General features: G+C 26.8%; 28 protein-coding genes and 2 rRNA genes. 28 read left to right on the forward strand and 2 right to left on the reverse strand.

The window, feature by feature from the left end:
- Both CLPUN_RS15980 and rrf read left to right on the forward strand, forming a co-directional pair.
- Nucleotides 1–109: ribosomal RNA gene (locus CLPUN_RS15980) — 23S ribosomal RNA — on the forward strand; the annotation flags it as partial.
- Between the two features lie 176 nt (nucleotides 110–285).
- Nucleotides 286–402 (forward strand): 5S ribosomal RNA (rrf, locus tag CLPUN_RS15985).
- A gap of 396 nt (nucleotides 403–798) precedes the next feature.
- On the opposite strand, the gene CLPUN_RS27700 is transcribed toward rrf, so the two are convergent.
- Complete coding sequence (locus CLPUN_RS27700) at nucleotides 799–960, reverse strand: hypothetical protein (protein WP_158078784.1); 162 nt, start codon at nucleotides 958–960, stop codon at nucleotides 799–801.
- A 244-nt stretch (nucleotides 961–1,204) separates the two neighbouring features.
- Here CLPUN_RS27700 and CLPUN_RS15990 point away from each other — a divergent pair, with 244 nt between their 5' ends.
- The 6 genes from CLPUN_RS15990 to CLPUN_RS16015 all read left to right on the forward strand — a co-directional run bounded on the left by CLPUN_RS15990 (nucleotide 1,205) and on the right by CLPUN_RS16015 (nucleotide 5,968).
- On the forward strand, nucleotides 1,205–1,903 hold the full coding sequence (locus CLPUN_RS15990) for a response regulator transcription factor (RefSeq protein WP_077848248.1): 699 nt from the start codon (nucleotides 1,205–1,207) through the stop codon (nucleotides 1,901–1,903).
- Nucleotides 1,904–2,842 carry a sensor histidine kinase gene (locus CLPUN_RS15995; protein ID WP_077848249.1) on the forward strand — a complete coding sequence of 313 codons (939 nt, stop codon included), beginning with the start codon at nucleotides 1,904–1,906 and terminating at the stop codon, nucleotides 2,840–2,842.
- Nucleotides 2,843–2,977: 135 nt separating this feature from the next.
- Nucleotides 2,978–3,682 carry a flavodoxin family protein gene (locus CLPUN_RS16000; RefSeq protein WP_077848250.1) on the forward strand — a complete coding sequence of 235 codons (705 nt, stop codon included), beginning with the start codon at nucleotides 2,978–2,980 and terminating at the stop codon, nucleotides 3,680–3,682.
- Between the two features lie 13 nt (nucleotides 3,683–3,695).
- The gene (locus tag CLPUN_RS16005; RefSeq protein ID WP_077848251.1) at nucleotides 3,696–4,307 is read left to right on the forward strand and encodes a VC0807 family protein; all 612 of its coding nucleotides are present in this window, start codon (nucleotides 3,696–3,698) and stop codon (nucleotides 4,305–4,307) included.
- A gap of 46 nt (nucleotides 4,308–4,353) precedes the next feature.
- Entirely contained in the window at nucleotides 4,354–5,268 is a 915-nt protein-coding gene (locus tag CLPUN_RS16010) for an ABC transporter ATP-binding protein (protein WP_077848252.1), read from the forward strand.
- A gap of 1 nt (nucleotide 5,269) precedes the next feature.
- Complete coding sequence (locus tag CLPUN_RS16015) at nucleotides 5,270–5,968, forward strand: ABC transporter permease (RefSeq protein WP_077848253.1); 699 nt, start codon at nucleotides 5,270–5,272, stop codon at nucleotides 5,966–5,968.
- Nucleotides 5,969–6,192: 224 nt separating this feature from the next.
- Here CLPUN_RS16015 and CLPUN_RS28145 read toward each other — a convergent pair whose 3' ends face one another.
- On the reverse strand, nucleotides 6,193–6,366 hold the full coding sequence (locus tag CLPUN_RS28145) for a hypothetical protein (RefSeq protein ID WP_198944353.1): 174 nt from the start codon (nucleotides 6,364–6,366) through the stop codon (nucleotides 6,193–6,195).
- A 483-nt stretch (nucleotides 6,367–6,849) separates the two neighbouring features.
- On the opposite strand from CLPUN_RS28145, the gene CLPUN_RS16020 reads away from it, so the two are divergent.
- From CLPUN_RS16020 to tig, 20 genes are all read left to right on the forward strand, one after another.
- On the forward strand, nucleotides 6,850–7,254 hold the full coding sequence (locus CLPUN_RS16020) for a VOC family protein (protein WP_077848254.1): 405 nt from the start codon (nucleotides 6,850–6,852) through the stop codon (nucleotides 7,252–7,254).
- Entirely contained in the window at nucleotides 7,241–7,630 is a 390-nt protein-coding gene (locus tag CLPUN_RS16025) for a SnoaL-like polyketide cyclase (protein ID WP_077848255.1), read from the forward strand. Before CLPUN_RS16020 ends, CLPUN_RS16025 begins: the two co-directional genes overlap by 14 nt.
- A 46-nt stretch (nucleotides 7,631–7,676) precedes the next feature.
- On the forward strand, nucleotides 7,677–7,835 hold the full coding sequence (locus CLPUN_RS28150; protein ID WP_198944354.1) for a hypothetical protein: 159 nt from the start codon (nucleotides 7,677–7,679) through the stop codon (nucleotides 7,833–7,835).
- 143 nt (nucleotides 7,836–7,978) lie between these two features.
- Nucleotides 7,979–8,476 (forward strand): prolyl-tRNA synthetase associated domain-containing protein, encoded by a 498-nt coding sequence (locus CLPUN_RS16030; RefSeq protein WP_077848256.1) that lies wholly within the window; start codon nucleotides 7,979–7,981, stop codon nucleotides 8,474–8,476.
- Nucleotides 8,477–8,545: 69 nt separating this feature from the next.
- Nucleotides 8,546–8,785: a hypothetical protein gene (locus CLPUN_RS27705; RefSeq protein ID WP_077848257.1), complete on the forward strand. Its 240-nt coding sequence runs from the start codon at nucleotides 8,546–8,548 to the stop codon at nucleotides 8,783–8,785.
- A gap of 194 nt (nucleotides 8,786–8,979) precedes the next feature.
- On the forward strand, nucleotides 8,980–9,207 hold the full coding sequence (locus CLPUN_RS16040; protein ID WP_242954159.1) for a GNAT family N-acetyltransferase: 228 nt from the start codon (nucleotides 8,980–8,982) through the stop codon (nucleotides 9,205–9,207).
- 137 nt (nucleotides 9,208–9,344) lie between these two features.
- The gene (locus tag CLPUN_RS16045; protein ID WP_242954157.1) at nucleotides 9,345–10,058 is read left to right on the forward strand and encodes an FIST N-terminal domain-containing protein; all 714 of its coding nucleotides are present in this window, start codon (nucleotides 9,345–9,347) and stop codon (nucleotides 10,056–10,058) included.
- On the forward strand, nucleotides 10,039–10,194 hold the full coding sequence (locus CLPUN_RS27710) for a hypothetical protein (protein ID WP_158078785.1): 156 nt from the start codon (nucleotides 10,039–10,041) through the stop codon (nucleotides 10,192–10,194). The genes CLPUN_RS16045 and CLPUN_RS27710 overlap by 20 nt, the downstream gene beginning before the upstream one ends.
- 67 nt (nucleotides 10,195–10,261) lie before the next feature.
- Nucleotides 10,262–10,402 (forward strand): hypothetical protein, encoded by a 141-nt coding sequence (locus CLPUN_RS28155; RefSeq protein ID WP_198944355.1) that lies wholly within the window; start codon nucleotides 10,262–10,264, stop codon nucleotides 10,400–10,402.
- A gap of 321 nt (nucleotides 10,403–10,723) precedes the next feature.
- Complete coding sequence (locus CLPUN_RS16050) at nucleotides 10,724–12,541, forward strand: urease accessory protein UreH domain-containing protein (RefSeq protein ID WP_077848258.1); 1,818 nt, start codon at nucleotides 10,724–10,726, stop codon at nucleotides 12,539–12,541.
- 180 nt (nucleotides 12,542–12,721) lie between these two features.
- Nucleotides 12,722–13,405 (forward strand): response regulator transcription factor, encoded by a 684-nt coding sequence (locus tag CLPUN_RS16055; protein ID WP_077848259.1) that lies wholly within the window; start codon nucleotides 12,722–12,724, stop codon nucleotides 13,403–13,405.
- A complete protein-coding gene (locus CLPUN_RS16060; protein ID WP_077848260.1) occupies nucleotides 13,402–14,784 on the forward strand; it encodes a HAMP domain-containing sensor histidine kinase in 1,383 nt (460 codons plus the stop codon). The genes CLPUN_RS16055 and CLPUN_RS16060 overlap by 4 nt, the downstream gene beginning before the upstream one ends.
- 218 nt (nucleotides 14,785–15,002) lie before the next feature.
- Entirely contained in the window at nucleotides 15,003–15,626 is a 624-nt protein-coding gene (locus tag CLPUN_RS16065) for a DUF2318 domain-containing protein (RefSeq protein ID WP_143329072.1), read from the forward strand.
- A 154-nt stretch (nucleotides 15,627–15,780) separates the two neighbouring features.
- Complete coding sequence (locus tag CLPUN_RS16070; RefSeq protein WP_077848261.1) at nucleotides 15,781–16,344, forward strand: TetR/AcrR family transcriptional regulator; 564 nt, start codon at nucleotides 15,781–15,783, stop codon at nucleotides 16,342–16,344.
- Between the two features lie 111 nt (nucleotides 16,345–16,455).
- Complete coding sequence (gene lon / locus CLPUN_RS16075) at nucleotides 16,456–18,846, forward strand: endopeptidase La (protein ID WP_077848262.1); 2,391 nt, start codon at nucleotides 16,456–16,458, stop codon at nucleotides 18,844–18,846.
- A gap of 296 nt (nucleotides 18,847–19,142) precedes the next feature.
- Nucleotides 19,143–20,453 (forward strand): hemolysin family protein, encoded by a 1,311-nt coding sequence (locus CLPUN_RS16080; RefSeq protein WP_077848263.1) that lies wholly within the window; start codon nucleotides 19,143–19,145, stop codon nucleotides 20,451–20,453.
- A 267-nt stretch (nucleotides 20,454–20,720) separates the two neighbouring features.
- On the forward strand, nucleotides 20,721–21,635 hold the full coding sequence (locus CLPUN_RS16085) for an AEC family transporter (protein WP_077848264.1): 915 nt from the start codon (nucleotides 20,721–20,723) through the stop codon (nucleotides 21,633–21,635).
- Nucleotides 21,636–22,001: 366 nt separating this feature from the next.
- A complete protein-coding gene (locus CLPUN_RS16090) occupies nucleotides 22,002–22,208 on the forward strand; it encodes a hypothetical protein (protein WP_077848265.1) in 207 nt (68 codons plus the stop codon).
- 115 nt (nucleotides 22,209–22,323) lie between these two features.
- Nucleotides 22,324–23,136, forward strand: coding sequence for a hypothetical protein (locus CLPUN_RS16095; protein WP_077848266.1), 813 nt, complete (start codon nucleotides 22,324–22,326; stop codon nucleotides 23,134–23,136).
- Nucleotides 23,137–23,236: 100 nt separating this feature from the next.
- On the forward strand, nucleotides 23,237–24,520 hold the full coding sequence (gene tig / locus CLPUN_RS16100; RefSeq protein ID WP_077848267.1) for a trigger factor: 1,284 nt from the start codon (nucleotides 23,237–23,239) through the stop codon (nucleotides 24,518–24,520).
- Nucleotides 24,521–24,605: the final 85 nt, after the last annotated feature.

The following is a 24,605-nucleotide window of genomic DNA, read 5'->3' on the forward strand; positions in this document are numbered from 1 at the left end:
TAGCGTAAGCTAGTAAGACCCCTTGAAGACTACAAGGTTGATAGGTCAGAGGTGTAAGTATGGTAACATATTTAGCTGACTGATACTAATAGGTCGAGGGCTTGACCAATATATAATCAAGTTGTAAGTATACATTAAAAGTTATGTGCAATTTTCAGAGAACAAAGTTTGTTTGATGAAAAAATAGTATAAGCGATGAACTAGAGTTTTTAAGGAAATTCGACTTATATTCGTTCGCTGAATATAGTTCATTTAGCTAAATCAGAAATTTAGATTGAACTAGCATCTCGTGATGATGGCATAGAGGTAACACTCCTCCCCATTCCGAACAGGACAGTTAAGGTCTATAGCGCCGATGGTACTGCACGGGTGACTGTGTGGCAGAGTAGGACGTTGCGAGGTAAACAAAAAAGATAGTTATAATGACTATCTTTTTTCATGTTTAAGAAAGTATAAAAATTTAAGCAACTTTATATAAATCAGTTATATTAAGATAATAATAAAGATAAGTTGAAAACTAAATTAGTGTTCACAAGAATTAGCTTCTTTGAAATACTAATTATTATATATAAAAGATATATCTTATTTTTATTCTTAAAATGTGAAGATTATTAACAATTTCAATTAATACTTTAGAATCAATTTATTAGACTTTAATTATTAACTAGAAAAGGGTTAAATTTGATTGCACTGTTATATTAATACGGATAAAAATGTTTTAAATGAGAAATACACTGTTGAGGCCTTGTACACTCTTATAAAATCGCCCTTAATATGAATACAGTCATCATGAATGAGTTATTTGTGTTGTATAAATAGTATTTCATCTCTTAAATGCATTAATGCCATAAGCAAATCTGCAAAAATTTGATGTTCTAATATATTTTCATTAACAATAAGATTGGATAAAATATCTCTACCACCAATAACAAGTTCTTTAATTTTACGATAATCAAGCATTTCAAACTGAATTTCATGGTCATGGGCAACAAATTTATCATTACATGATTTTAAATCATTAAAATCTAAATCTAAGCAATGAATTTTATTATTTCCAGCGGCTATTAATTTTACTAAAGTAAAACCAATATCACTTTAGTAAGAAAGGTCACTATGAATTATAATTTGATACTCCATTTCATAACTTTTATATGGTAAAATTGGATGTGATATTATGAATTTATAAATAGGAGTACTTATAATTATGAACAATAAAATTTTAATTATTGAAGATGATATAGCTATTAGTGAAATGGTTAAGAATTACTTAACAAAGGATGGGTTTTTAGTCGTGACGGCATTTGATGGTGAAGAGGGAATTGTTAAATATTTAAATGATAATTTTGACTTAATAGTTCTTGATTTAATGATGCCTAAGCTGGATGGAATGGAAACTATTAAATTAATTAGGGAAAAAAGTTCAATTCCTATTTTAATTATGTCTGCAAAAGACAATGATGTTTATAAGGCTATAGGTCTAGGGCTAGGTGCTGATGATTATATTACTAAGCCTTTTTCTATGATTGAAATTTCTGCTAGGATTAAGGCCGGAATTAGGAGATCAACTAAATATTTAGGAAATCAAAAAACTGAAAAAAATGTACCTATAAAAATTGGCAATCTTACTATTGATTTAGATAATTTCTTGGTTATTAAAAATGGACATCCTGTACGGCTGACATCTAAGGAATTTGAAATATTGAAATTATTTATAAATAATTTCAATAGAGTATTTACTAAAGCACAAATTTATAGTTTTGTTTGGAAAGAAGAGTATTATGGAGATGAAAATGTAATCAATGTTCATATGCGAAGATTAAGAGAAAAGATAGAGGATGATCCATCAAATCCACAATATATAAAGACTCTATGGGGTATTGGCTATAAGTTGGAGGGAAATTAAATGACTATTTTATTATTATTGATGGTTATTATTATTTTAATTATCATAATAATTATACAGTATATGTCTAGAAGAGAAAGAAGTAATAATTTAAAATATATACAAAATAAATTAAAGACAATTATAAGCGAAGCTAATTCCGAAAAACTCTTAGTTGTTACTGATGATAAAGAGCTTAGAGAATTACTTGTGGTTATTAACAATCTTTTAGATTTTAGTCAAAAGGTATTTGCAGATTATAAAAAAAAAGAAATGTCTATGAATAAAATGCTTTCTAATATTTCTCATGATTTAAAAACTCCACTTACAGTGGTACTTGGATATATTGAAACCATGAAATTAGATGAGGATATCTCAAAAGAAGACGGAAAGATGTTGATTTCTAAGGTTCATAAGAAAACACATGAAGTAATTGATCTTATAAATAAGTTTTTTGATTTGGCCAAGCTAGAATCTGGAGATAAAGAAGTTTCTTTAACAAGGGTTAATATGAATGAAGTTTGTAGAAAAAATATATTGGATTTCTATGATAATTTAACAATTAAAGGATTTCAAGTAGATATTCAAATTCCAGATGTGACTATTTATGCCCTTGGTAATTTGGAAGCTTTAGATAGAATAATGAATAATTTAATTTCTAATGCTATTAAGTATGGAAATGATGGTAAGTATATAGGTTTGAATTTAAGTTATGATGATAATTTTACATATGTAGAGATTTGTGATAAAGGCAAAGGAATAGATGAAATTAATATTGAAAAAGTATTTGAACGTATGTATACCCTTGAAGATTCAAGGAACAGGTTATATCAAGGAAGTGGATTAGGACTTACAATAACTAAAAGGCTTGTTAATAAATTAAGCGGAGAAATTTTTCTTGAGAGTAAACCTTATGAAAAAACTAGTTTTACTTATAAATTAAAGCGAATTAAATACTAAATTATATAAGATGCTTAAATTTAAAAAGCATCTTATTTTTTTACTTAAGAAATAAGTAAGATTTGATTAATGAAAAAGAGAGATTGGTATTATAGTATAAAAATATAATTAATAATGAAAAGAGGAGATTATTAGATGAAAGTTTTAGCTATTAATGGCAGTCCAAGAGGAGAAAATGGAAATACGGAGGTTCTTTTAAAACCGTTCCTTAAAGGTTGCGAGGAAGAAGGAGCAGAAATAGAAACAATTTATCTTAAAGACAAAAATATAAAGCATTGTAGTGGATGTTTTACTTGTTGGATAAAAACTCCAGGAAAATGCATTCATAAGGATGATATGGAGGAATTACTTGAAAAAGTAACAGAAGCAGAAATAGTGGTCTATGCTACACCGTTATATATTTATACTGTTACTGGACTTATGAAAGATTTTATGGATCGTAAGCTTCCACTAGCCACAAAAGACATAATTAAAGTTGGTGATCAATATTCTCATACTAAACGTTATGAAAAAAAGTCACCTGCCAAGACTGTATTAATCTCTAATTGTGGTTTTCCTGGAAAGTATAATTTTTCAGGAATTTTAGAGACTTTTAAGGTTATGACAAAAGGAAATTTAGCAGCAGCTATTTTATGTGGACAAGGTGGCGTGCTTGGTGCTATTAAATTTAATGATGATCTAAAGACAATGTATGAACCATTTTTCCATGCATTAAGAAGTGCAGGAAATGAAATTATAAATTTAGGATATATAAAGACTGAAACTCAGGAGATACTTGATAAAGAGGTAATTGATCCTGAGATTTATATGAAGAATGCCAATGAAAATTGGGGAGAATAGGAGAAATTATATTATGGAAAAATTAGTAAATAAAAAATATTCAGTATTAAAAAATATATTTAATAAGGATTTTATTGTAAGTGCCATTATACCTATAATAATATTTTATATATTTAATGACCATGGAATGACTATAGATGGAATAATATTATCTGGGGTATGGAGCATAGGTGTAGTTTTAGTTAATTTTATAAAAGAACGTAAAATTAACGCACTTGCTTTGATCAGTGTTATTTTTTCTGGAATAGGGTTAATTGGGACTGTTATTTCACAAAATGCTACATTTTATTTAATATCTCCTATAATACAAGATATTTTAGTGGCTTTAATTTTTTTTGGATCTTTGTTTTTTAAGAAAAGCTTAATCCAAGTAGTAGTTGAACAAAGTTATTTAAAAAATGCTTCAGAAGAATTAAAAAAACGTCCAAAATATAAATCAGCTTGGAAGATACTAACTGTATTATGGGGATTTGTGAATATAAGTCATGCAGTTTTGAAAATTATATTATTTTATTCAGTTTCTACAAGTGCTTATTATGCTATAAGTACTGCTTATGGAACCATTTCTTGTCCAATTTTTATAGCATTGTCTATTATGTTTCCTAAATGGTATTGGAAGAAATAAATTTATAATATAAAATTACAGTTAATAAAGAAAAGAGGGCTTTCAGATGGAGTATATATTAAGAACGACAAATCTATCAAAAAAATATAAGGATAAAGAAGTTATAGCAAATGTAAATATGAATGTAAAAAAAGGAGAAATATATGGTTTCTTAGGGCCAAATGGGGCAGGTAAAACTACAATTATGAAGATGACAGTAAATCTTATTAAGCCAAGTATAGGAGAAATCGAGATTTTTGGTGAAAAACTTAATAATAAATCGTATGAAACTTTAAAAAGAATTGGAAGTATTATTGAATATCCTGTATTTTATGATAAATTAACTGGCAGAGAAAATTTGGAAATTCATTGTGAATATATGGGGTATTATGATAAAAGTGCTATTGATAACGCATTAGACTTGGTTAATTTAAAGGGGATAGACAATAAACAAGTTAAAGATTTTTCACTAGGAATGAAACAAAGGCTTGGAATTGCAAGGGCAATTATAACTAAACCAGAGTTATTAATACTTGATGAACCAATAAATGGTCTTGATCCACTTGGAATTAAGGAAATGAGGGATATATTAAAAATGTTAAATAAAGAATACAATATAACAATTTTAATATCCAGTCATATTTTAGGCGAAATAGAACAAGTAGTTGATACTATAGGGATAATAAATAATGGAAGTTTAATAAAAGAAGTTTCTATGGAAAGCATTAGGAAAAACAATACAGAGTATATAGAAATAGTTACAAAAGATTGTATAAAAGCAGCCTTTATTTTAGAAAATGATTTGCATATTTCTAATTTTAAAATTATAGATAATGCTTTAATAAGAATATATGATTTAAAGTTCTCTCAAAAGGATATTTCGAAAGTTTTAATTTTGAAGGAGATTGAAATTGAAGCCATAAGTAGGAAAAATAATACACTAGAAGATTATTTCTTGAATCTTTTAAATGGAGGGAAATAAAATGTTTAAATTAATTCAATTAGAAATTAAGAAGTTTAAAATAAAAGGTAATTTAAAAGGTGCTATAATTGCTAATTTGATTATTCTTGCAAGTTTATTATTGTCTATCTTTGTAACAAAAGCTAATAATGAAATAATTTTTAGCAGATGGGATGATATATTTGGGAGTATTGGTACTTTTGTAAGAATTACTTTTTTGATTTTTTCATCAGTTTTAATTTCAAAATTAATAATTAGTGAATATAAAAATAAAACAATAAACATCTTATTTATTTATCCTGTAAATAGAAAGAAACTTATGATAGCAAAGTTATTTCTTGTAGTAATGTTTACTTTTATAGCTATGATAATATCAAACATTTTTATCACTTTTAGTTTGCTCATTTTAAATGTTTTTATAAATTTTATTAGTGAGTCCTTAACTATGGATATTTTATTGCCCAATTTAATTAATATTGCTTTATATTCTTTTATTTATTCATTTATAAGTTTAATTCCTGTATATGTAGGAATCTTAAGAAAATCTAGATCTTCTACAATCTTAACATCCGTTATATTAATAAGTGTATTAAACAATGGTAATAAAGGACATAACTTAAGCAGCATTATTATAATTCCAATTATTTTTGCAATTATAGGAGTAATTAGTTCTTATTTATTTATAAAAGATGTAGAAAAAGTCGATGTTGTGAATTTCTAAATAAGACCTACTGCTGTCATATTTAATTTGATATACTTTAAATAGAACAAGAGATAAGAAGTAATGAAATTTGAATGGAGAAAGAAAGCCTAAGGAATTTATATGTCAAAAGAAAAAGTAGAATTATTAACAATTTCAGAATTTTAATTTTTTATGTAAAATAGCAAAAGTCCCTCAAAAATTTCTTTGAAATTCCGAGGGACTTTCTATTTATATTAAATATATTATAAAAATGTTCTTCTTGATGATATTAATCTTAGTTCAGTAGTGTCTGTTATATCATAATTATCATGAACTGCAGAATTACCACGGTTTGCATCATATACATAGTCTATATTGGAAAATAATGCACTAGAAATAAATCTCAATACGTTAGTAAAATGTGACTTGTTATTCATAATAATCCCTCCAATTTGTTATTGTTAAATATTCTTTAACAACTTCTTCTTAACTTTAATTACTATACTTATAATATAAATGAATATTCTGAAAATTTCATCTCTATAATATTTCTTGTTTAGCAAAAAAATAGCCAAATATCTAAAAAAATATATATAAATAAATTTAGAATTATATATATAATAACAAGGTGTTAAAAATAATTAATAATTCATAAAAATAATAGAAAAATATTATATTTATAGCTGTATAGAAAGTATGTAGATATAAATAAAAAAAGAAAATATGGTATGTATAAAGTGAATTAATAAAAGTATGTGCAATAAACCTAGAAGATATGTTATAATTTTTCATAATTAATTAATATAAAAAATTATATACTGCTAAATTTAATCAAGTGACAGAGGAGCATATTTTTAAAGAAGGTGATGAAAATATGAGAATTGTTTGTGAAGAATTTGAAGTAGTCTGGAGATGAAATTATGGGAATAAAGATGATGCATCATGTATGCATTCAAACTAATAATTATAAGCAATCTTTAGAATTTTATACTAAAATTTTAGGCTTTGAAGTTGTACAAGAAACTAAAAACTTTCATAATAGAGATTTTAATACTTGGTTAAAATTAGATACATTCATGATTGAGTTGCAAACGGCTAAGAAAGAAGAAAAGTTAAATAAGTGGAATAAATCAAATGAAGGAATAGTACATATGTGTTTTTTAGTAGAAAATGTACAAGAAGAATTTAATAGTATAATAGAATTAGGATATAACAAGTTTAAGATAAAAAATGGGAAAACAATTTATAAAGTTGAAAATGGTTATTTATTCAAAATTAAAGCTCCAGAAGGTACAGAAATTGAAATAAGAGATGGAGATATATAATGAAATATCGAGAGATAATTATAAAAGAATACTTGATTCATGGATTAATAAAGATGGTTCTATTTTAGAAAAGGTATTTGCTATAAATGCAAAATACATAGAATGTTATGGTCCTGCTTATGACGGATTAGTTCAAATTCAAAAATGGTTTAAAGAGTGGCAAGACTATGGTAGTGTTTTAATTTGGAATATAAATAAATTTTTACATAACGGAGAAAATTGTGTATGTGACTGGTATTTTGAATGTGAATATGATGGTAAAATTAATGGGTTTAATGGAGTTTCATGGATTAAATTCAATGATGAAAATAAAATTATTGAGCTTAGAGAATATCAATCTAAAGTTCTCAACTATTTTGCATACAATAAAAAATAGAAAAGATGGTATAAGTGATTAATCTCAATTATTGGTCTTATAGAATATGAATTTTGGACGTACTGAATCAATGACACGTTTACCATATGGCGCTTTAGCAGAAATTGACTGTAATAAAAAGAAATTTAGTATTTTAGAATCAGAGTTAAATGATTATATAGTTAAAGTTAATAGATTATTTATATTTATTAAACAAGTTAATTAATATAATAGATCGTTTAACAAATATAAATAATGGATAATTGATAAACATAGAAAAATATAAAGAATTGTAAAGTATAAGAAATCCATATAATATAAAATCAGAATTAATCAGATGTTAGTTTTATAAATGGAGTTGAAATGAAAATGATTCAAAAAGAAGAACAAGAAGTATACGATACTTTAAATTCATTAAAAATTAAATATGTCAGATATGAACATAAACCAATACATACTGTTAATGAAGGAAAGGAATTAGATATATCAATTTTAGGAAAGAAGTGCAAAAATCTTTTCCTTAAAAATGGCAAGGGAGATATTAATTATATTGTAATCTTAGATGAGGATAAAAGTATAAATCTAAAATCTCTAGCTAAAGGAATTGGAAGTACACGTTTATCATTTGCACTAGAGGAAAAGTTATTTGAAAAGCTAAAACTTGCATCTGGTTCAGTTACACCTTTTGGTATAATTAATGATGTTAATAGAGAAGTAGTAGTTTTAATTGATAGTGAATTGGTAAATGAGAAGATATTGAATTTTCATCCTAATATTAATACAGTAACAATTGGAATATCATATATAGATTTGGAAAAATTCATTAGATGGCATGATAATGAATTTTTCCATGTACAAATAAAGTAGTATTTTCTATGTATAATCGTTTAGGGAAAGAAATAGGAGTGTATTAAAACATCAGCGATAATAGATTATTTGAGAGAAAGAGAAAAATATTTAAAATTATTCTTTAAGACATATATTTATAAAAAGGATGGAAATTTAGCAATGATTATTCAAAGAGGAAAAGGTGAAGATGTTCAGGCAATAATAGATATAATTAGAGAATCTATTATTGATATGGAATCACAAGAGATATTTCAAGGAGATAATATTTATCCAAATGAAGATGTAATAAATAAAGATATTTTTGAAGGAAATATATATATGTTCTAAAAAATTTTGTTCATTAAGATTTAATTTCTATATTAGAGTGATTGGACAAGCGACTAAATTATGAACTTTCTTAATTGGAACTTATATACATATTATGAAGAAAATATTATAAAGGCCTTATTGTTTTAAATGACTTTCAAGAGAAGGAATATGAAACAATAAAATGGAAGTATGATACAAATAAAAATTTAATTATAAATAGATTATGCGTTAATCCAAAATATAAAGGTAAAGGAATTGCGACAACACTTATAAAATATGCTGAAGAATTTGGCAAAGTTAACAAATATGAATCTATACGTTTAGATGTATTTACTAATAATTCTAATGCATGTAGATTATATTTGAAAAATAGCTATGAGCAAAGAGGTATTATAACTTTTAGAAAAGGCCAGTTTTGGTGTATGGAAAAGAAATTATAGAAGAGTTTGTAACAATAACATAGTTATGAAATTTCATCAACTTATTTATGTAAGTAAATGTTTATAATAGCATTATATAGTAATATAATTAATGTATGGGTAGTGCAAATTGTATAAATTTATGAGAGGGTCATAATATGTATTTAAGCACATTAAATGATTTAAAGTATTATGTTGATGATCTATCTATAGGTAGTGATGAAAGATTAATGATTTATGTTGGAGATGGCTGTGAAAAAGAAGTACAAGATATGATGAATTTCTTAAATTCAAAAAATATATTATTTTTTGGTGGGATTTATTCCAAACTATTAGTAGGTGATAGAAGCCTATCAAAGGGATATATTGTAAATAAGGTTAAACCAGTTTATTGTTCAATAGTATTGCCAAATTTAATGAGATTTAATAAAGAATTAGATAAGAATGAAAATTATATAGCTTTAGTAATTGCAGATGGCCTTTCAAGTAGATTTAAGGAATTAATAGATACAGTATATGATAAGTTAGGTAATAAAGTTAAATATTTAGGCGGAGGCGCTGGATTTTATAATTTAAATCATAAGCCGTGTATATTTGATAATGATGGAATATATGTTGATAGTTTATATTTATGCATTATTAATTCGGAAAATAAAATAGTAGTTGAGCATGGATGGAATATATTAAAGGGACCTTTTAATGTTACAGAAGCTAACGAAAATATACTTTCAGAATTAGATGGAGAGAATGCATTTGAAAAATATAGTGAAATATTAGAGGATGAAACAGGACTAGCAATATATAAAGAAGATTTCTTTACATATGCAAAGGAATACCCATTTGGAATAATGAATGGTGCTAATAGCTATTAAAAAAGCAGGAGGAAATTCAGTAAAATATACTGAATACGAAGCTGGAACTATAAAACCAATAGGACATTTTGCATGGGTTAATACTTATGAAAATACAAAAGTAATTGATTGGTTATTCAAACAATCAATTAAGTAATTAATTTTTCAGTTATGCATTAATTCGATATATATGGAAATCCTAAAATATAGAAGGAGTGATATTTATGGCGAATAAACGTAAGAATACTAAAAAACAAATGGCTTCACTTGGATTGAAAAAAACTCCAAATGGTGATTATGCTTATATTGATCCCGAAGATAAAACGGGATCATATAAGCCTGTAAGAAATAAGAATGATAAGTAAATTAATGAGCTGCTTTATAATGAATTTAAAATTCTGTTAAGGCAGCTTTAATCATAGATATAAATGATTATCTTATTTTTATGTTGTAAAATACTTCTTTTATTAAATTTGTATAGGTAAGTTTTAATAGTTATATTAATTAAAACACATAGATTAGTTTTTTAAAAGAATAGAATGAAAAGTTTAGTGTTGCTATTTTAATCTTTTATATCCTCATAAAATCTTCATAACTTTTTATTATAATGACTATATGATAGAAGTGAATTATAATATAAAATATATATTACTAGAATAAAATCGAGTAATTAGGTGGAGGGAACTATGAGCATTAAGAGAGAGATTATTAAAGTTTATGACATGACATGTACTTCTTGTGAAGAAAGAGTAGAAAAAGCACTAAAGAAAGTTTCTGGAGTTATAAATGCAATGGCCAGTTATAGTGCTCAAAACGTAATTGTTGAATATGACGATAATATTTGCACTAAGGAACAGTTAACGGAAACTATTAATAAAGCTGGCTATAGCACTAAGAATTCAAACAACATTAAATTTGCTGGATTTTTTCTTTTAGTTTCAGCTATTTTATTAATTGGTAACTCTACGTCTGGATTTGATATGAGTGCTCAGCTAAATAATGCATCTTACTTTGTATTATTTGTTGTAGGCATGCTTACATCTATTCATTGTGTTGGTATGTGTGGGGGAATTATGCTTACACAAAGTGTATCTAAAAACAATATTGTAATAGAAAAGCAAAATGAAGTTAAGAATTTAATGCCTGCAATTTTATATAATGCTGGAAGAGTAACTTCGTACACAATTATTGGTGGTATTGTTGGAGCTTTAGGTTCTGTACTATCACTATCCCTTAATGTAAAAGCAGGACTTCAAATATTCGCAGGATTATTTATGGTAATAATGGGACTAAATATGTCTGGATTTTCTCTGTTTAGAAAATTTAATATTAAATTGCCTTGGTCTTCATGCAAAGTAAAGAATAAACCTAAGGCTCCTTTCTTAGTGGGAATATTAAATGGATTAATGCCATGTGGACCTTTGCAAACAATGCAGCTTTATGCATTAGGTACAGGTAGTGCAATATCGGGAGCAATATCAATGTTTTTATTTTCACTCGGAACAGTTCCTTTAATGCTATTATTTGGGGCTATATCAGGTATTTTAAGCAAGGGTTATACAAAGCAGCTTTTAAAGTTTAGTGGATTTTTAGTAATAATACTTGGAATAATAATGGGAAATAGAGGATTTGCTCTTGCTGGGATTGGAGTTCCGAATTTGAATACATTAGCTCAAAGTATTTCAGGAAGCGAAGCTCAGGCATCTACAGCTAATGTAGGAAAACCAACTATAGAAAATGGAGTACAAGTAATAAGAATGACTGCAGATAACAAGGGTTATACTCCTAATGCATTTTATGTTGAAAAAAATAAGCCTGTTAAATGGATAATTACAGGAAGTCAGCTTAATTCTTGTAACAATGCAGTAGTAGTACCTTCTTTGAATATACAAAAGACTTTAAAAGCTGGAGAAAATATAATAGAATTTACGCCAGAAGACAAAGATATAAATTTTAGCTGTTGGATGGGCATGATAAGAGGTGTAATAAAAGTTACAGATAATATTGATTCTGTTGATACATCTAAAGCAGATTCATCTATTCCAGCACCAAGTAGTGGAATGAGCTGCTGCACAGGTGGAAGTGCAAGTAGTGAGCCTCAAACTCCAAGTATATACGGAGACGATTTAAGTAAAGTCCCTACTGATAGATTAGTGAAGAGAGCTGAAATTTCTGGGAATACTCAAAGTTTAAATATAAAAGGAACAGGTTATGAATTTGAGCCACTTGTAATAGTTTTGCAAAAAGGCATAGATACAAAGCTTTCTATAGATCTTAATGAGTTTGGTAATCTAAGCCAAAGTTTTTCAATAATAAATGCAGACATTGGAGCTCAAGTGACTAGTTTTAAAGGTGAAAAAGGCATTGTAAATGTTGAATTTAATATAGTTAATAGTGGAACATATCTTATAGTTCAAAATAATGTAGCTGTTGCTGGAATAGAAGTTACAGATTCATTAAAAAATGTGAGTTTAGAAGAGGTTCGTAAAAGATTTATAAGTTAATAAAGGTATGCCATAAAAATTAAAAGTCGATATCCATTAAATTGATGGGATATCGACTTTTTGCATTTATTAATGTAAAAGTCTTTCATTAACTTCCTATTTATTTTTTACATATAAAATTCATAAGTTTATGTTAAAATACTAAATATATTAATATAAAAATTATATGGAGTGTATATTATGGGTAATATTTTAATAATTGAAGATGAAAAAAGTGTATCAGAAGTTTTAAAGGCATATCTAGAAAAAGAGGGATATAGGGTTTATTCTACTGAAAATGGATTAAATGGAATTGAAATTTTTAGAAAAGAAAAATTTGATCTTGTAATTTTAGATTTAATGCTTCCAGATATTGATGGTGAGGAAGTATGTAATATACTTAGAAGAATATCAGATGTATATATATTTATGCTAACTGCTAAAAGTACGTTAAATGATAAAATTGAAGGATTAAAGATTGGTGCTGATGAATATCTGACAAAACCATTAAGTCCAAGGGAACTTACTGCTCGAGTTAATGCTCTCTTTAGAAGAGTTGGTGTAAGCAATAATAATGTTCTGTCAATTGATAAGTGTAAATTAACAATTGATAGTGATAAAAGAGCGGTTAAGTTAAATGGAGAGGAAATAAATTTAACTTCCAATGAGTTTGATATATTATATGTTTTAGCCTCAAATAAAGGAAAAGTATTCACAAGAGAGGCCATAATAGAGAGAGTTTTTGGCATTGATTTTGATGGTTCTGATAGAATTATTGATGTTCATATTAAGAATTTACGTAAGAAGATTGAAGAAGACAGCAGGTCTCCAAGATACATAATTACTGTTACCAAAGTTGGTTATAAATTTGGTGATGAAATATGAAGCAAAATATTAGAGAGCGCTTAAGTTTTATTTTAATTTTTTGTTCTGTAGTTTCAGTATTGTTATCAGTCTTGATTATAAATATGACAATAACAAATACTTTTAATAAATATATGGAGAATATACAAACTAAAAGAAACACAAGATTGATAGAGTATTTTCAACAAATTTATAGAAGTGATGGTAGATGGACTTCGACTTCAGGTGAAGAAATGAAGCATGAAGCGTATATGAGCAATTATTGCTTAACACTTTTAGATGAAAACAAAAAAGTTGTTTGGGAAATGAATCATGAGGATATAAAATATAAAAATCATATGATGGTAAATGGTAAAGAAGAAACTGGAGTTTATAATACTAATACTTTTGATATAAATGCAAATGGAAAAACTGTAGGATATATTATAATAGGTCAATATTCACCTGTTTTATTTTCTCAAGAAGATATAAGCTTCAAGTCTCAGATTAATAAGAGTATTATATTTAGTGGTGTATTAACGTTAGCAATAGTAGCAGTAATAAGCTTGTTTTTATCAAAACAATTTTCCGAGCCTATAAAAGCAGTTTCAAAAACTTCTGTAAGTTTATCTAAGGGAAATTATAATTCTAGATCAGATATTAAAAGTAACATTGAAGAAATAAAAAATTTAACAGAGAGCATAAATTCTTTAGGTGATAAATTAAATAGCCAGGATTTACTACGAAAGCGACTTATTTCAGATATATCTCATGAAATAAGAACTCCTCTAAATGTACTTCAGAATAATTTGGAAGCAATGATAGATGGAATAATACCTGTAACAACTGATAAGCTTAATAATTTAAATGATGAAGTAATAAGATTTGGTAAGTTATTAAACAACTTAAATATATTAAAACAAATGGAGTCAGATGAAATAGTACTTAATTTAGGATTAGTTAATATAGGAGAACTTCTTTCAACTGTGCTTAGTGACTTTTATATTGCAGCAGATGAAAAAAATATAAAATTAATTATGAATAAGGAATACGATAGAGATTATATGGTTTTAGGTGATTGTGATAAATTAAAACAAGTATTTATAAATCTTATATCTAATGGAATTAAATTCAACAACATAAATGGAAGTATATGGGTTAATGTTAGGAGTGATGTAAATTCTGTTATCATTGAAATTAAAGACAATGGTATGGGTATAAAAAAAGAAGATTTACCTTATGTTTTTGAAAGAATGTATCGTGGAGATAAAAGCAGGCATAAGATTGAGGGAAGTGGAATTGGTCTTACTCTTGTAAAGAAAATATTAACGCTACACTCAGCAATTATAGATGTAGAAAGCAAAGAAAATAAAGGTACTACATTTACTGTATGCATAAATAAAAATAATGAGATTGTATAGAAAATGGCGAATTTTAGTATTAACGCTTGACCGTAGTGGAAAATAGATAGCTAGCATAATCAAGAAGTAAATTAGTAGTATAAAATCGTATATAAATAAACTTCTTTATTAATTTTACAAAAATTATTTTATAAAGATAGTATATAATAACCCTTCATAAAATCTACACAATTTATATTTATAATGTATTAATAAAGCAAATATTAGGAGGAATTTAGATGGGAAAAAATAAAGCAATAAATGAGCAAAAAATTTTGAGAAAGAAGCAGCTTAATAATTGTAAGAAATTAATTATTATAGGAGTAGCTGTAATTAGTATATTTGCTCTAATAGGATGTTCATCTCTAAGTAAGAGCAGTGAAACCAATACTAATAATTCTGATAGTAATAGCAGCAATTCAAGTGTCGATAATAAAGAAAGTAATAGTAACAAGGAAAGTAAGAGTGAAGATACTAATAAAGCTGCATCAAATGTTGTATCAGGAATAGAAATTAATAAATCAGAAATCTTGAGCAAAGTAAAATTTTATCCATATGAATCAAATGGTATTAAAATGGAGGTTCTAGCACTAAAGTCTAGTGATGGGACAATAAGAACTGCTTTAAATACTTGTCAGGTATGTTATAGTTCGGGAAAAGGCTACTATGTGCAAGATGGTAATGAATTGGTGTGCCAAAACTGTGGAAATAGATTCAGTGCTGATATGATAGGTAAAATCAAGGGTGGATGCAATCCAGTACCTATATTAGATACAAGTAAAATTGATGATGGAGCTAAAATAACAATTGATAAAAATTATTTAGATAAAAATAAAGCTTATTTCAGTAATTGGAAAGCTTAGTGGACACAGTTAATAAAAACAAAATTAAAAATAGAAATTATATTGGAAGTATTTATAATTTAGGTATTTCTCTTTTATTTACTGATTATATTAAAATATATATTGACAATAAGTGAATGATCGTTTATTATAAAACATAATAGAGGTGTTAAAAATGAGAAGAAGAGATGATGAAAAAGAAAAAAGTATAAAGGAAGCTGTTATTAAATTAATACTTCAAGAAGGATTTCATGGTACTTCTATTTCAAAGATAGCAAAAGCAGCAGGAGTTTCTCCGGCTACAGTTTATATTTATTATGAAAATAAAGAGGTAATGCTTCAAGATATATATATTGAATATTCTGAAGAGATTTTTGAATATTTACTTAGTAAGCTTAAGAATGTTAACTGTGGAAAAGAGTTTATTGAAATACTCGTAAAAGAATATTATATATATATTAAAGAAAATGGTGAGATTTTTCATTTTGTAGACCAATTTTCAAGTTGTCCTGCACTAGCAAATCAATGTTCACAGCATACAGGCATAAGCAATTTAAATAAATTGCTAGATGAAATGAAAACAAAGAAAATCTTAAAAGACTTTAGAAATGATAATTTAATAGCAATACTACTGTCACCAGTAAAAAAGATTGCTATAAATCAGTGTATAGAGGATGTTCAACAAGTAGAATTATTAAAAGAGATGACAATGATTATGCAGATAGCTTTACTAGTATAATTTAAGCGAGAGGATTTTGTTAAAGGATAATTACAGAAAAATCTCGTTGTTATTTTAAAAATTAATAAATGAACATTCACTTAAAAGAAAGTTAAAGAGAGGATGATTAAAATGATTAATTTAGATGAAAGAATTAAAAAAGGATTAGTAATGCCAATATCAAATATAGTTTTGTTACCAGGAATGATTCACATATTAAGATTGGATAAAGTTGGGATAGAACAAATTGAAGCTTTAAGTAAAGAAGATCAACATAACATTGCATTACCATTAATAAAAAATTTTGACCAAGGTAATTTAAATAAAGAAGATTTTCATAAAGTTGGAGTTTTATTTCAAGTAGATGCACTTGAAAAAACAGAAAAAGGATATAAAGTAACAATTAAAGTATTAGATAGAGTAGAAATTAAGGACATTACTGTAGTAAGCGGTTCCGTTATAGCTGATTTTGAGCTTGCATCAGATTTTATTGATATTACTGAAAAGAGCCAAGAAGAAATGGTGGAATATATAAAAAAGATTACTAGAGAAATTAGTGAAAATTTCAAAGGTTCAGATGAATTTATGAAAAAAGTAGATGAAAAGAAGGACCTAAATAAACTTATAGGTTATCTTGCTCAATTTACTCCACTTTCAAATCAAGAAAAGTATGAATTGATAGAAACTCAATCTATAAAAGATAGAGGACTTAAGTTTATGGATTATATTCTAAAACAAAAAGAAACTTTAAGGTTACAATTTGAAATGACAGAAAAATTATCTGAAACTGCTAATAAAAATTACAGAGAATCAGTATTAAGAGAACAATTAAAGGCTATACAAAGCGAATTAAATGAAGGGAAAAGTAATGGCAGTAAGACAAAAGACTATTTTAATAAAATTGAAGACGTGCAAATGCCAAAAGAAATAAAGGAAGCGGCATTGGAAGAATTAGGAAAACTAGAAAGTCAAAGTCCAAATAGTTCTGAATATAATGTTATACGTAACTATTTAGAATTATTAATTCAACTTCCTTGGAAGCAGGTGGAAGGTAAAATTCCAAACTTAGAAGAAGCACGACAAATTTTAGATGATGAGCATTATGGACTTGAAAAAGTAAAGGATAGAATAATACAACATCTAGCGGTTATGGAACTTAAAAAGAATAAAAAAGGATCAATTTTATTATTGGTTGGCCCTCCAGGAACTGGTAAAACAAGTTTAGGCAAAAGTATTGCTGAAGTTCTTGGTAGAAAATATACAAGGTTAAGTTTAGGTGGTGTACGTGATGAGGCAGAAATTAGAGGCCATAGAAGAACTTATATAGGAGCAATGCCAGGAAGAATTATTCAAGAAATCAAAAAGGCAGCAGAAAAAAATCCAGTTATGGTTCTAGATGAAATAGACAAACTAATGGTAGGTTATAATGGAGACCCAGCTAGTGCATTATTAGAGGTACTAGATCCAGAACAAAATGATACTTTTACTGATCACTATTTAGATTTACCATATGATTTATCAGAAGTATTCTTTATAGCTACAGCGAATTCATTAGATACTATTCCTAGACCTCTATTAGATAGAATGGAAGTAATTAATATATCAAGTTATACTATGAATGAAAAATTCCATATTGGTAAAAATCATCTAATTCCAGCAGTGCTTGAAGAACATGGATTAAATAAAGAACAATTAGTTATAGAAGACGGAGCATTAGAAAAAATTATTAGCGAGTATACGTTAGAAGCTGGAGTAAGAGGACTTAAAAAGCAATTAGCAACAATTGCAAGAGTTGCTTCAGAAAAAATTGTATCTAACAAAGGGGAACTACCATTTAAAGTTACTGCAGAAGAGTTAAATGATTTACTTGGTAGAAAAGTTTCTAGTCATGACAAAGCTCAAGAAGACAATCCACCAGGTGTTATTACAGGACTAGCTTGGACAGCAGTTGGAGGAGAAATATTATTCATTGAAGCTACTGATATGTTTGGAAGTGGACAAGTCACTCTAACAGGCCAACTAGGTGATGTTATGAAAGAATCAGCAAAGATTTCTTTAAGTTTATTAAAATCAAGATTACCTATGAATGTTGTAAATTTTAGGGAACGAGATCTTCATATTCATGTTCCATCAGGTTCTGTACCTAAAGATGGGCCTTCGGCAGGAATTGCATTATTTACTGCACTTGCATCACTTTTTACAGGTATAAAAGTAAATTCAAAACTTGCTATGACAGGAGAAATCACTCTAAGAGGAGCAGTGCTTCCAATTGGAGGACTTAAGGAAAAACTACTTGGAGCTCAAAGAGCTGGAATAACAAAAGTATTAATTCCAAAAGAAAATTTAATTGATTTAAAAGATGTTCCAGAAGAGGTTAAGAATGAATTAACTATCATACCGGTAGAAACAGTAGAAGATGTGCTTCGTGAAACTTTAGGAATATCATTACCTAGAATAGAACATGTATTTAATCCTAATAGTCTTGTTGAAGGAACTTTTAGTGTAAGTCAAATAGGTAATTAATAGTAAAATCACAAATTAAGGCTTCTATCTATTAATTAATGGATAGAGGTCTCTTTGTTGAGTGTAAATATTTATTGAATTTTATTAAATAAACTATGTATTGTGAATTAATAAATATTATTTTCAGATTAGATAATTGCTGAATTAATTGGATTTATTTATACAAAAAATATATTTAACATATATATTTTAAATATATAGTGATTATTTATGGTACAATATTAATTATTATTAAAAATAGTATATAAATAGGAATGTATATTATAGAACAATTTTAGGAAGGAATTTATCAGTATATGATTAGTATAATAAATATTATCATTGTGATTTTACTTGTATTTATGAATGGTTTTTTTGTAGCTACAGAATTTGCAATGGTAAAGGTGAGAAAATCTAGAATAGAAACATTAGCGATTGATGGAAATAGAAATGCAAAGCATACATTGAAAGTTGTTAGAGATTTAAATTCATATTTATCGGCATGCCAGCTAGGAATTACTTTAGCATCTTTAGGTCTTGGTTGGGTTGGAGAGCCAGCAGTTGCAGATCTGTTAATGCCAGTATTTAATTTATTAAATTTGTCAGAAAATACATCACATTCAATTTCATTTATTTTGGGATTTTCGATTATAACTGGACTTCATATTGTTCTTGGAGAATTAGCTCCTAAATCATTAGCAATTATTAGTTCAGAAAAAATAGCTATGCATACAGCATTTCCACTTATAATGTTTTATAAGGTAACTTATCCAATAATGTGGTCTTTTAATCATAGTACTAATTTGGTTTTGAAAATATTTGGAATTTCACAAGTTGAAGAACATGAAGCAGCCCATACCGATGAAGAAATTAAGCTTTTAGTTGAAGACAGCTATAAGCATGGGTTAATAGATCAAACCGAATTAACTTTTGTAGATAATATTTTTGATTTTTCTGAGAAAACAGTAAAAGAAATAATGATACCTCGTACTGATATGGCATGTATTTTCATTGAGGATTCTTTTGATGAAATAATAAATTATGCATTAGAAGAGCAATTAACTCGATATCCAATATGTAGAGATAGCAAAGATAATGTTATTGGCTTTATACATATTAAGGATTTATATCGATTAAAATTTGAAGGCAATGAGAATATACAGGAAATAATTAGAGAAATTAAATTTGTACCAGAATCATTGTCAATAAGTGAGTTATTTAAGACGTTTAAAAATGAAAAATCACAAATGGCAATAATTATTGATGAATTTGGCGGCACATCAGGATTAGTAACTATAGAAGATATTTTAGAAGAAATTGTTGGTGAAATTCAAGATGAATTTGATGATGATGGAGAAGAGGATATAAGGAAAACTGAAAATGGCAGCTATGTTGTAGATGGAAAAGTTATTATTGAAGATATTAATGAATTGTTAGAGATAGATATTGAAGATGAGAATATAGATACTATTGGAGGATGGATTTATTTTCAGCTAAAATCATACCCTAAGGTTAAGCAAAAGATTACTTATAAGAGTTATGAGTTTATTATATTGAAATGCGATAGGAAGAGAATAAGTAAAATTTTAATAAAGAAAATAAGTGATAATGAAGAAAGCGATATTTAGTTTGTAATACAGTAGTTAAGATTAATTATTTTAATATTATAAGAAGAAAATTTGATTATAGAGAAGAATTCAAGAAATACCTTTAAAACAGGTATTTCTATTTTTTATGCAAGAAAATTATAAAACTTTAATTTATATGATAAGTTGATAAAATTCAATAAATATAAAGTGTCGATAAAAATAATCTCATGCTATAATATAAAAGATTATTTCTTTTAATGTATAAATATAGATAAATGAAAAAAATTATAGTGAAAGGATAAAAGAATGGAGATTATTTTTACGATTGTGGAACAAGTAAGTATTATGTATGTACTTATGGTGATAGGCTTTATTGTATACCGCAAAAAATTAATTAATGAAGAAGGAACAAAGCAGTTATCAAATTTGTTAGTTTGGGTTATTAACCCATTAATTATGCTTACACGTTATCAAATGGACTTTTCAATGATTAAATTAAAGGAACTTGGAATTTCTTTTATTATTTCTTTAGGTGCTATGTTAGTTGGATTTCTTATGGGAGAAATTATATTTAAGAAAAATCAAAATATTGATAAATTTGCAATTGGATTTGCAAATGCAGGATTTATAGGAATACCATTAGTCACTAGTATTATGGGGATTGATAAAGTTTTCTTTTTATCTGCATATTTAGTTTGCTTTGGAATATTAAGCTATACTTATGGAATTTATATGGTATCAGGTAATAAAAAATTGATTACAGCAAAAAAAATGATGTTAAATCCTGGAATTATTGCAGTAGTATTTGGATTATTGATTTTTATTTCACCAATAAAATTACCTATAATTTTCTATAATGCTTTTAATCTAGTAGGGGAAACCAACACTCCTATTGCTATGATTCTTTTAGGCACTTACATAGCAAAGTCTAAGTTTATTACACTATTTTCTGATAGACATGCTTATTTTGTGTGTTTTGTAAAACTTATTATAATTCCAATGGTAATAATAGTATTATTTAAGTTTTTACCAGCAGAGCTAATAGAAATTAAAACAGTGGTTTTAATTGCAATGTCTACACCAGTCGGTCTTACGGTACCAATGTTTTCTCAAATGTATGGAGGGAATTATGAATATGGTGCAAAATTAGTTGGATTAAGTACTTTATTATCATTAGCAACAATACCAATAATTTTATATTTAGCAAATATCATTTGGTAAAAGTTTAATGTATTAAAAGAAAGGCATCTCAAAATGATTTTTATCGTATTTGAAACACCTCTTTGTATGTTCATTTGAGAAAGGGATAAATGAACATAATAATTATAAAGTTATAAAACTTTATAGCAATATACTATAAAGTGCATGGGCATTACTATTTAATAAATTTATTATACAATAAACAAGCAAAAAAACAATAATTTTTAATATTCCGACAATTTTATTATAAAGATAATAATAAATATTTTAAGAAGAAAGAACTGTATGGATAAATAGTTTGATTTTAGAAAAGAAATCCTATAGAATCAAATAAGCAAAAGGGTTAAAATGTATATAGTACATAACTAACTATAAGGAGAAAAATATATGATTAAAATTAGTAAGGAAAATTTATTAAAGGATACTATAGATTATGAAGAATATTCAGAAAATGTGTGTACTCTCACATTAGAGGAATTGAAAGAAGCAGGAATGCTTCAATGTGGAGGATGCTGTTTAAAAGGTGAAAATAAGAATAGTAACTGCAATGGCTGCAAAAGTAAAAAAGTTGTAAAAAATAATATGGATTTATAAGAATTTTGGAGAATTATAAAAATATTAAATATATTGTGGATTTAAAGAAAATAATAATATATAATTGATTTGTTTATGATTTAAATAGATTAAAAAGATTTGGAGGGAGCCATCTTTGGGAAAGCCAAGTATTTTTAGTAAAGAATATGAAAAGAAAATGAGAAAAAGAAGAAGAAATACAATAATCATTTCTTTGGGTATATTAGTAGTAATATTGGGGATAATAATTAAAGTTATATATAATCCTATAGATTACACAAACATTAAAAAAAATATACAAGCATGGATTGATAGTGATACTACTAATGTTGCAGAAAAAACAAAAGCTGAAAATAAAGAAGTTACAAATGAAGAAAAAAAGGAACCAGTAAAAGAAGAACCAGCTAAACCGGTAGAACAATCAATAGATGTAGCTTTAATGAGTGGAAATATTGCAAAAGCAATCTATACAAGTGATATTAATGGCGGAAAAGTATTTAAAACTTTGGAAAGCAGCGAAAAAAATATTAGTTTTAATATTAGTCCATCTGGAAAGCAGATGCTTGTAACAGATAATAATGCTTTAATTAATTTGTATAATGTAGAAGGTATTGCTAAAGTATTATCTAAAGACCAATATATTTCTAGTAGTGGTGGAATTTTTACAAGAGCAGATACCCTAAAGGCAAATCCAAAATATTTGTGGAATGTAAATTCAAAATTTATAAATGAAGAAAAAGTAATATTTGTAACTAACAGGCCATATTTTGGAGGCAGTAATCTTAAGCAATATTTATGGATAACTGATATTCAATCTGGTGAAGATAAAGTGCTTTGGGATTTGGCAGGAGCTAATATAGAGATTGCTGAAAAAGAAGATAAAGGTGTAAAAATTAATGTTGATGGAAAAGTTTATTATATAGATGTAAATGGTAATTATATTCAGTAAACATATATTATAATAAATTATTTGATAAAATTTAGAGATTTATGGTATAATGACTTAGTTAAATTTAAGATGTACACTATTTTTAGGAGGAAAGAATAAAATGAAAGCTAACGTGGAAAAAGTAGAAGCAAATGTTATAAAATTAGAAATAAGGGTTGAAGCTGAAAAATTTGATGCAGCATTAACTAAAGCTTATAATAAAAATAAGAGTAGATATAATATACCTGGATTCAGAAAAGGAAAAGTTCCAATGGCAATGGTTAAAAAATTCTATGGAGTTGAAGCATTTTATGATGATGCTGTAAACTTTGCTATTGATGAATCATATCCAACGGCATTAAGTCAAGAAAATATCAGACCTGTAGATTATCCACAAATTGATATTGTAGAACTTGGAGAAGGTAAAGAATTAGTTTACACTGCAACAGTTACTACTTATCCTGAAATAGAACTTGGAGAATATAAGGGATTAGATATAAAGAAACCTGTATATGAAGTAGAAGACAGTGAAATAGAAAAGCAAATTGCTGAAATGCAAGAAAAAAATGCTAGAATTGAAGTTAAAAAAGAGGGGACTGTAGAAAACGGTGATATAGCTGTTATAGATTTTAAAGGATATATAGACGGAACTCCTTTTGAAGGTGGAGAAGGAAATGATTACTCTTTAGAAATAGGATCAGGCACCTTCATAGATAATTTTGAAGATCAATTAATTGGTTTGGCAGTAGGTGATAAAAAAGAAGTTAATGTTTCTTTCCCAGAAGCTTACGGTAAAGATGAATTAAACGGAAAACCAGCAATGTTTGAAGTTGAAATCAAATCAATTAAAGTTAAAGAATTACCAGAATTAGATGATGAATTTGCTAAAGATGTAGCAGCAGTTGATTCATTTGCAGAGTTAAAGGAAAATCTTAAAAATACATTAGTAAAAAATAACGATGAAAAAGCTGAAAGAGAATTTGAAGAAGCTGTTATTACTGCAATAATTGAAAGTTCAAAAATGGATATTCCAGAAGTTATGGTAAGCAAAGAAATTGATGCTATGATGCAAGACCTTGAAGGAAGATTAAAATATCAAGGATTAAGCTTAGAACAATACATGGAGTTTACTGGAAATACAACTGAAAAAATGAGAGAATTCATGAAAGAAAATGCAGAAAGAAAAGTTAAAGCAGATTTAATTCTTGAAGCAATTTCTAAGGCAGAAGAAATTAAAGCTACAGAAGAACAATTAAATGCAAGAGCTCTTGAATTAGGAAAAATTTATGGACCTAAGGATCCAGAAAAAATGGCTAAGATTTTAGTTAAATCTCAAAAGAACATGATTGAAAAAGACATAGTAATCGAAAATACTCTTAAATTTATAAAAGAAAATTGCAAATAATTTATTTTAAGATATAATATAAAATAAGTAATATGGATTATCAAATTGCCAGAAAAAAAAATCTGGCAATTTATTCAAATAATAA

Source organism: Clostridium puniceum, from assembly GCF_002006345.1.
Taxonomy (GTDB): domain Bacteria; phylum Bacillota; class Clostridia; order Clostridiales; family Clostridiaceae; genus Clostridium; species Clostridium puniceum.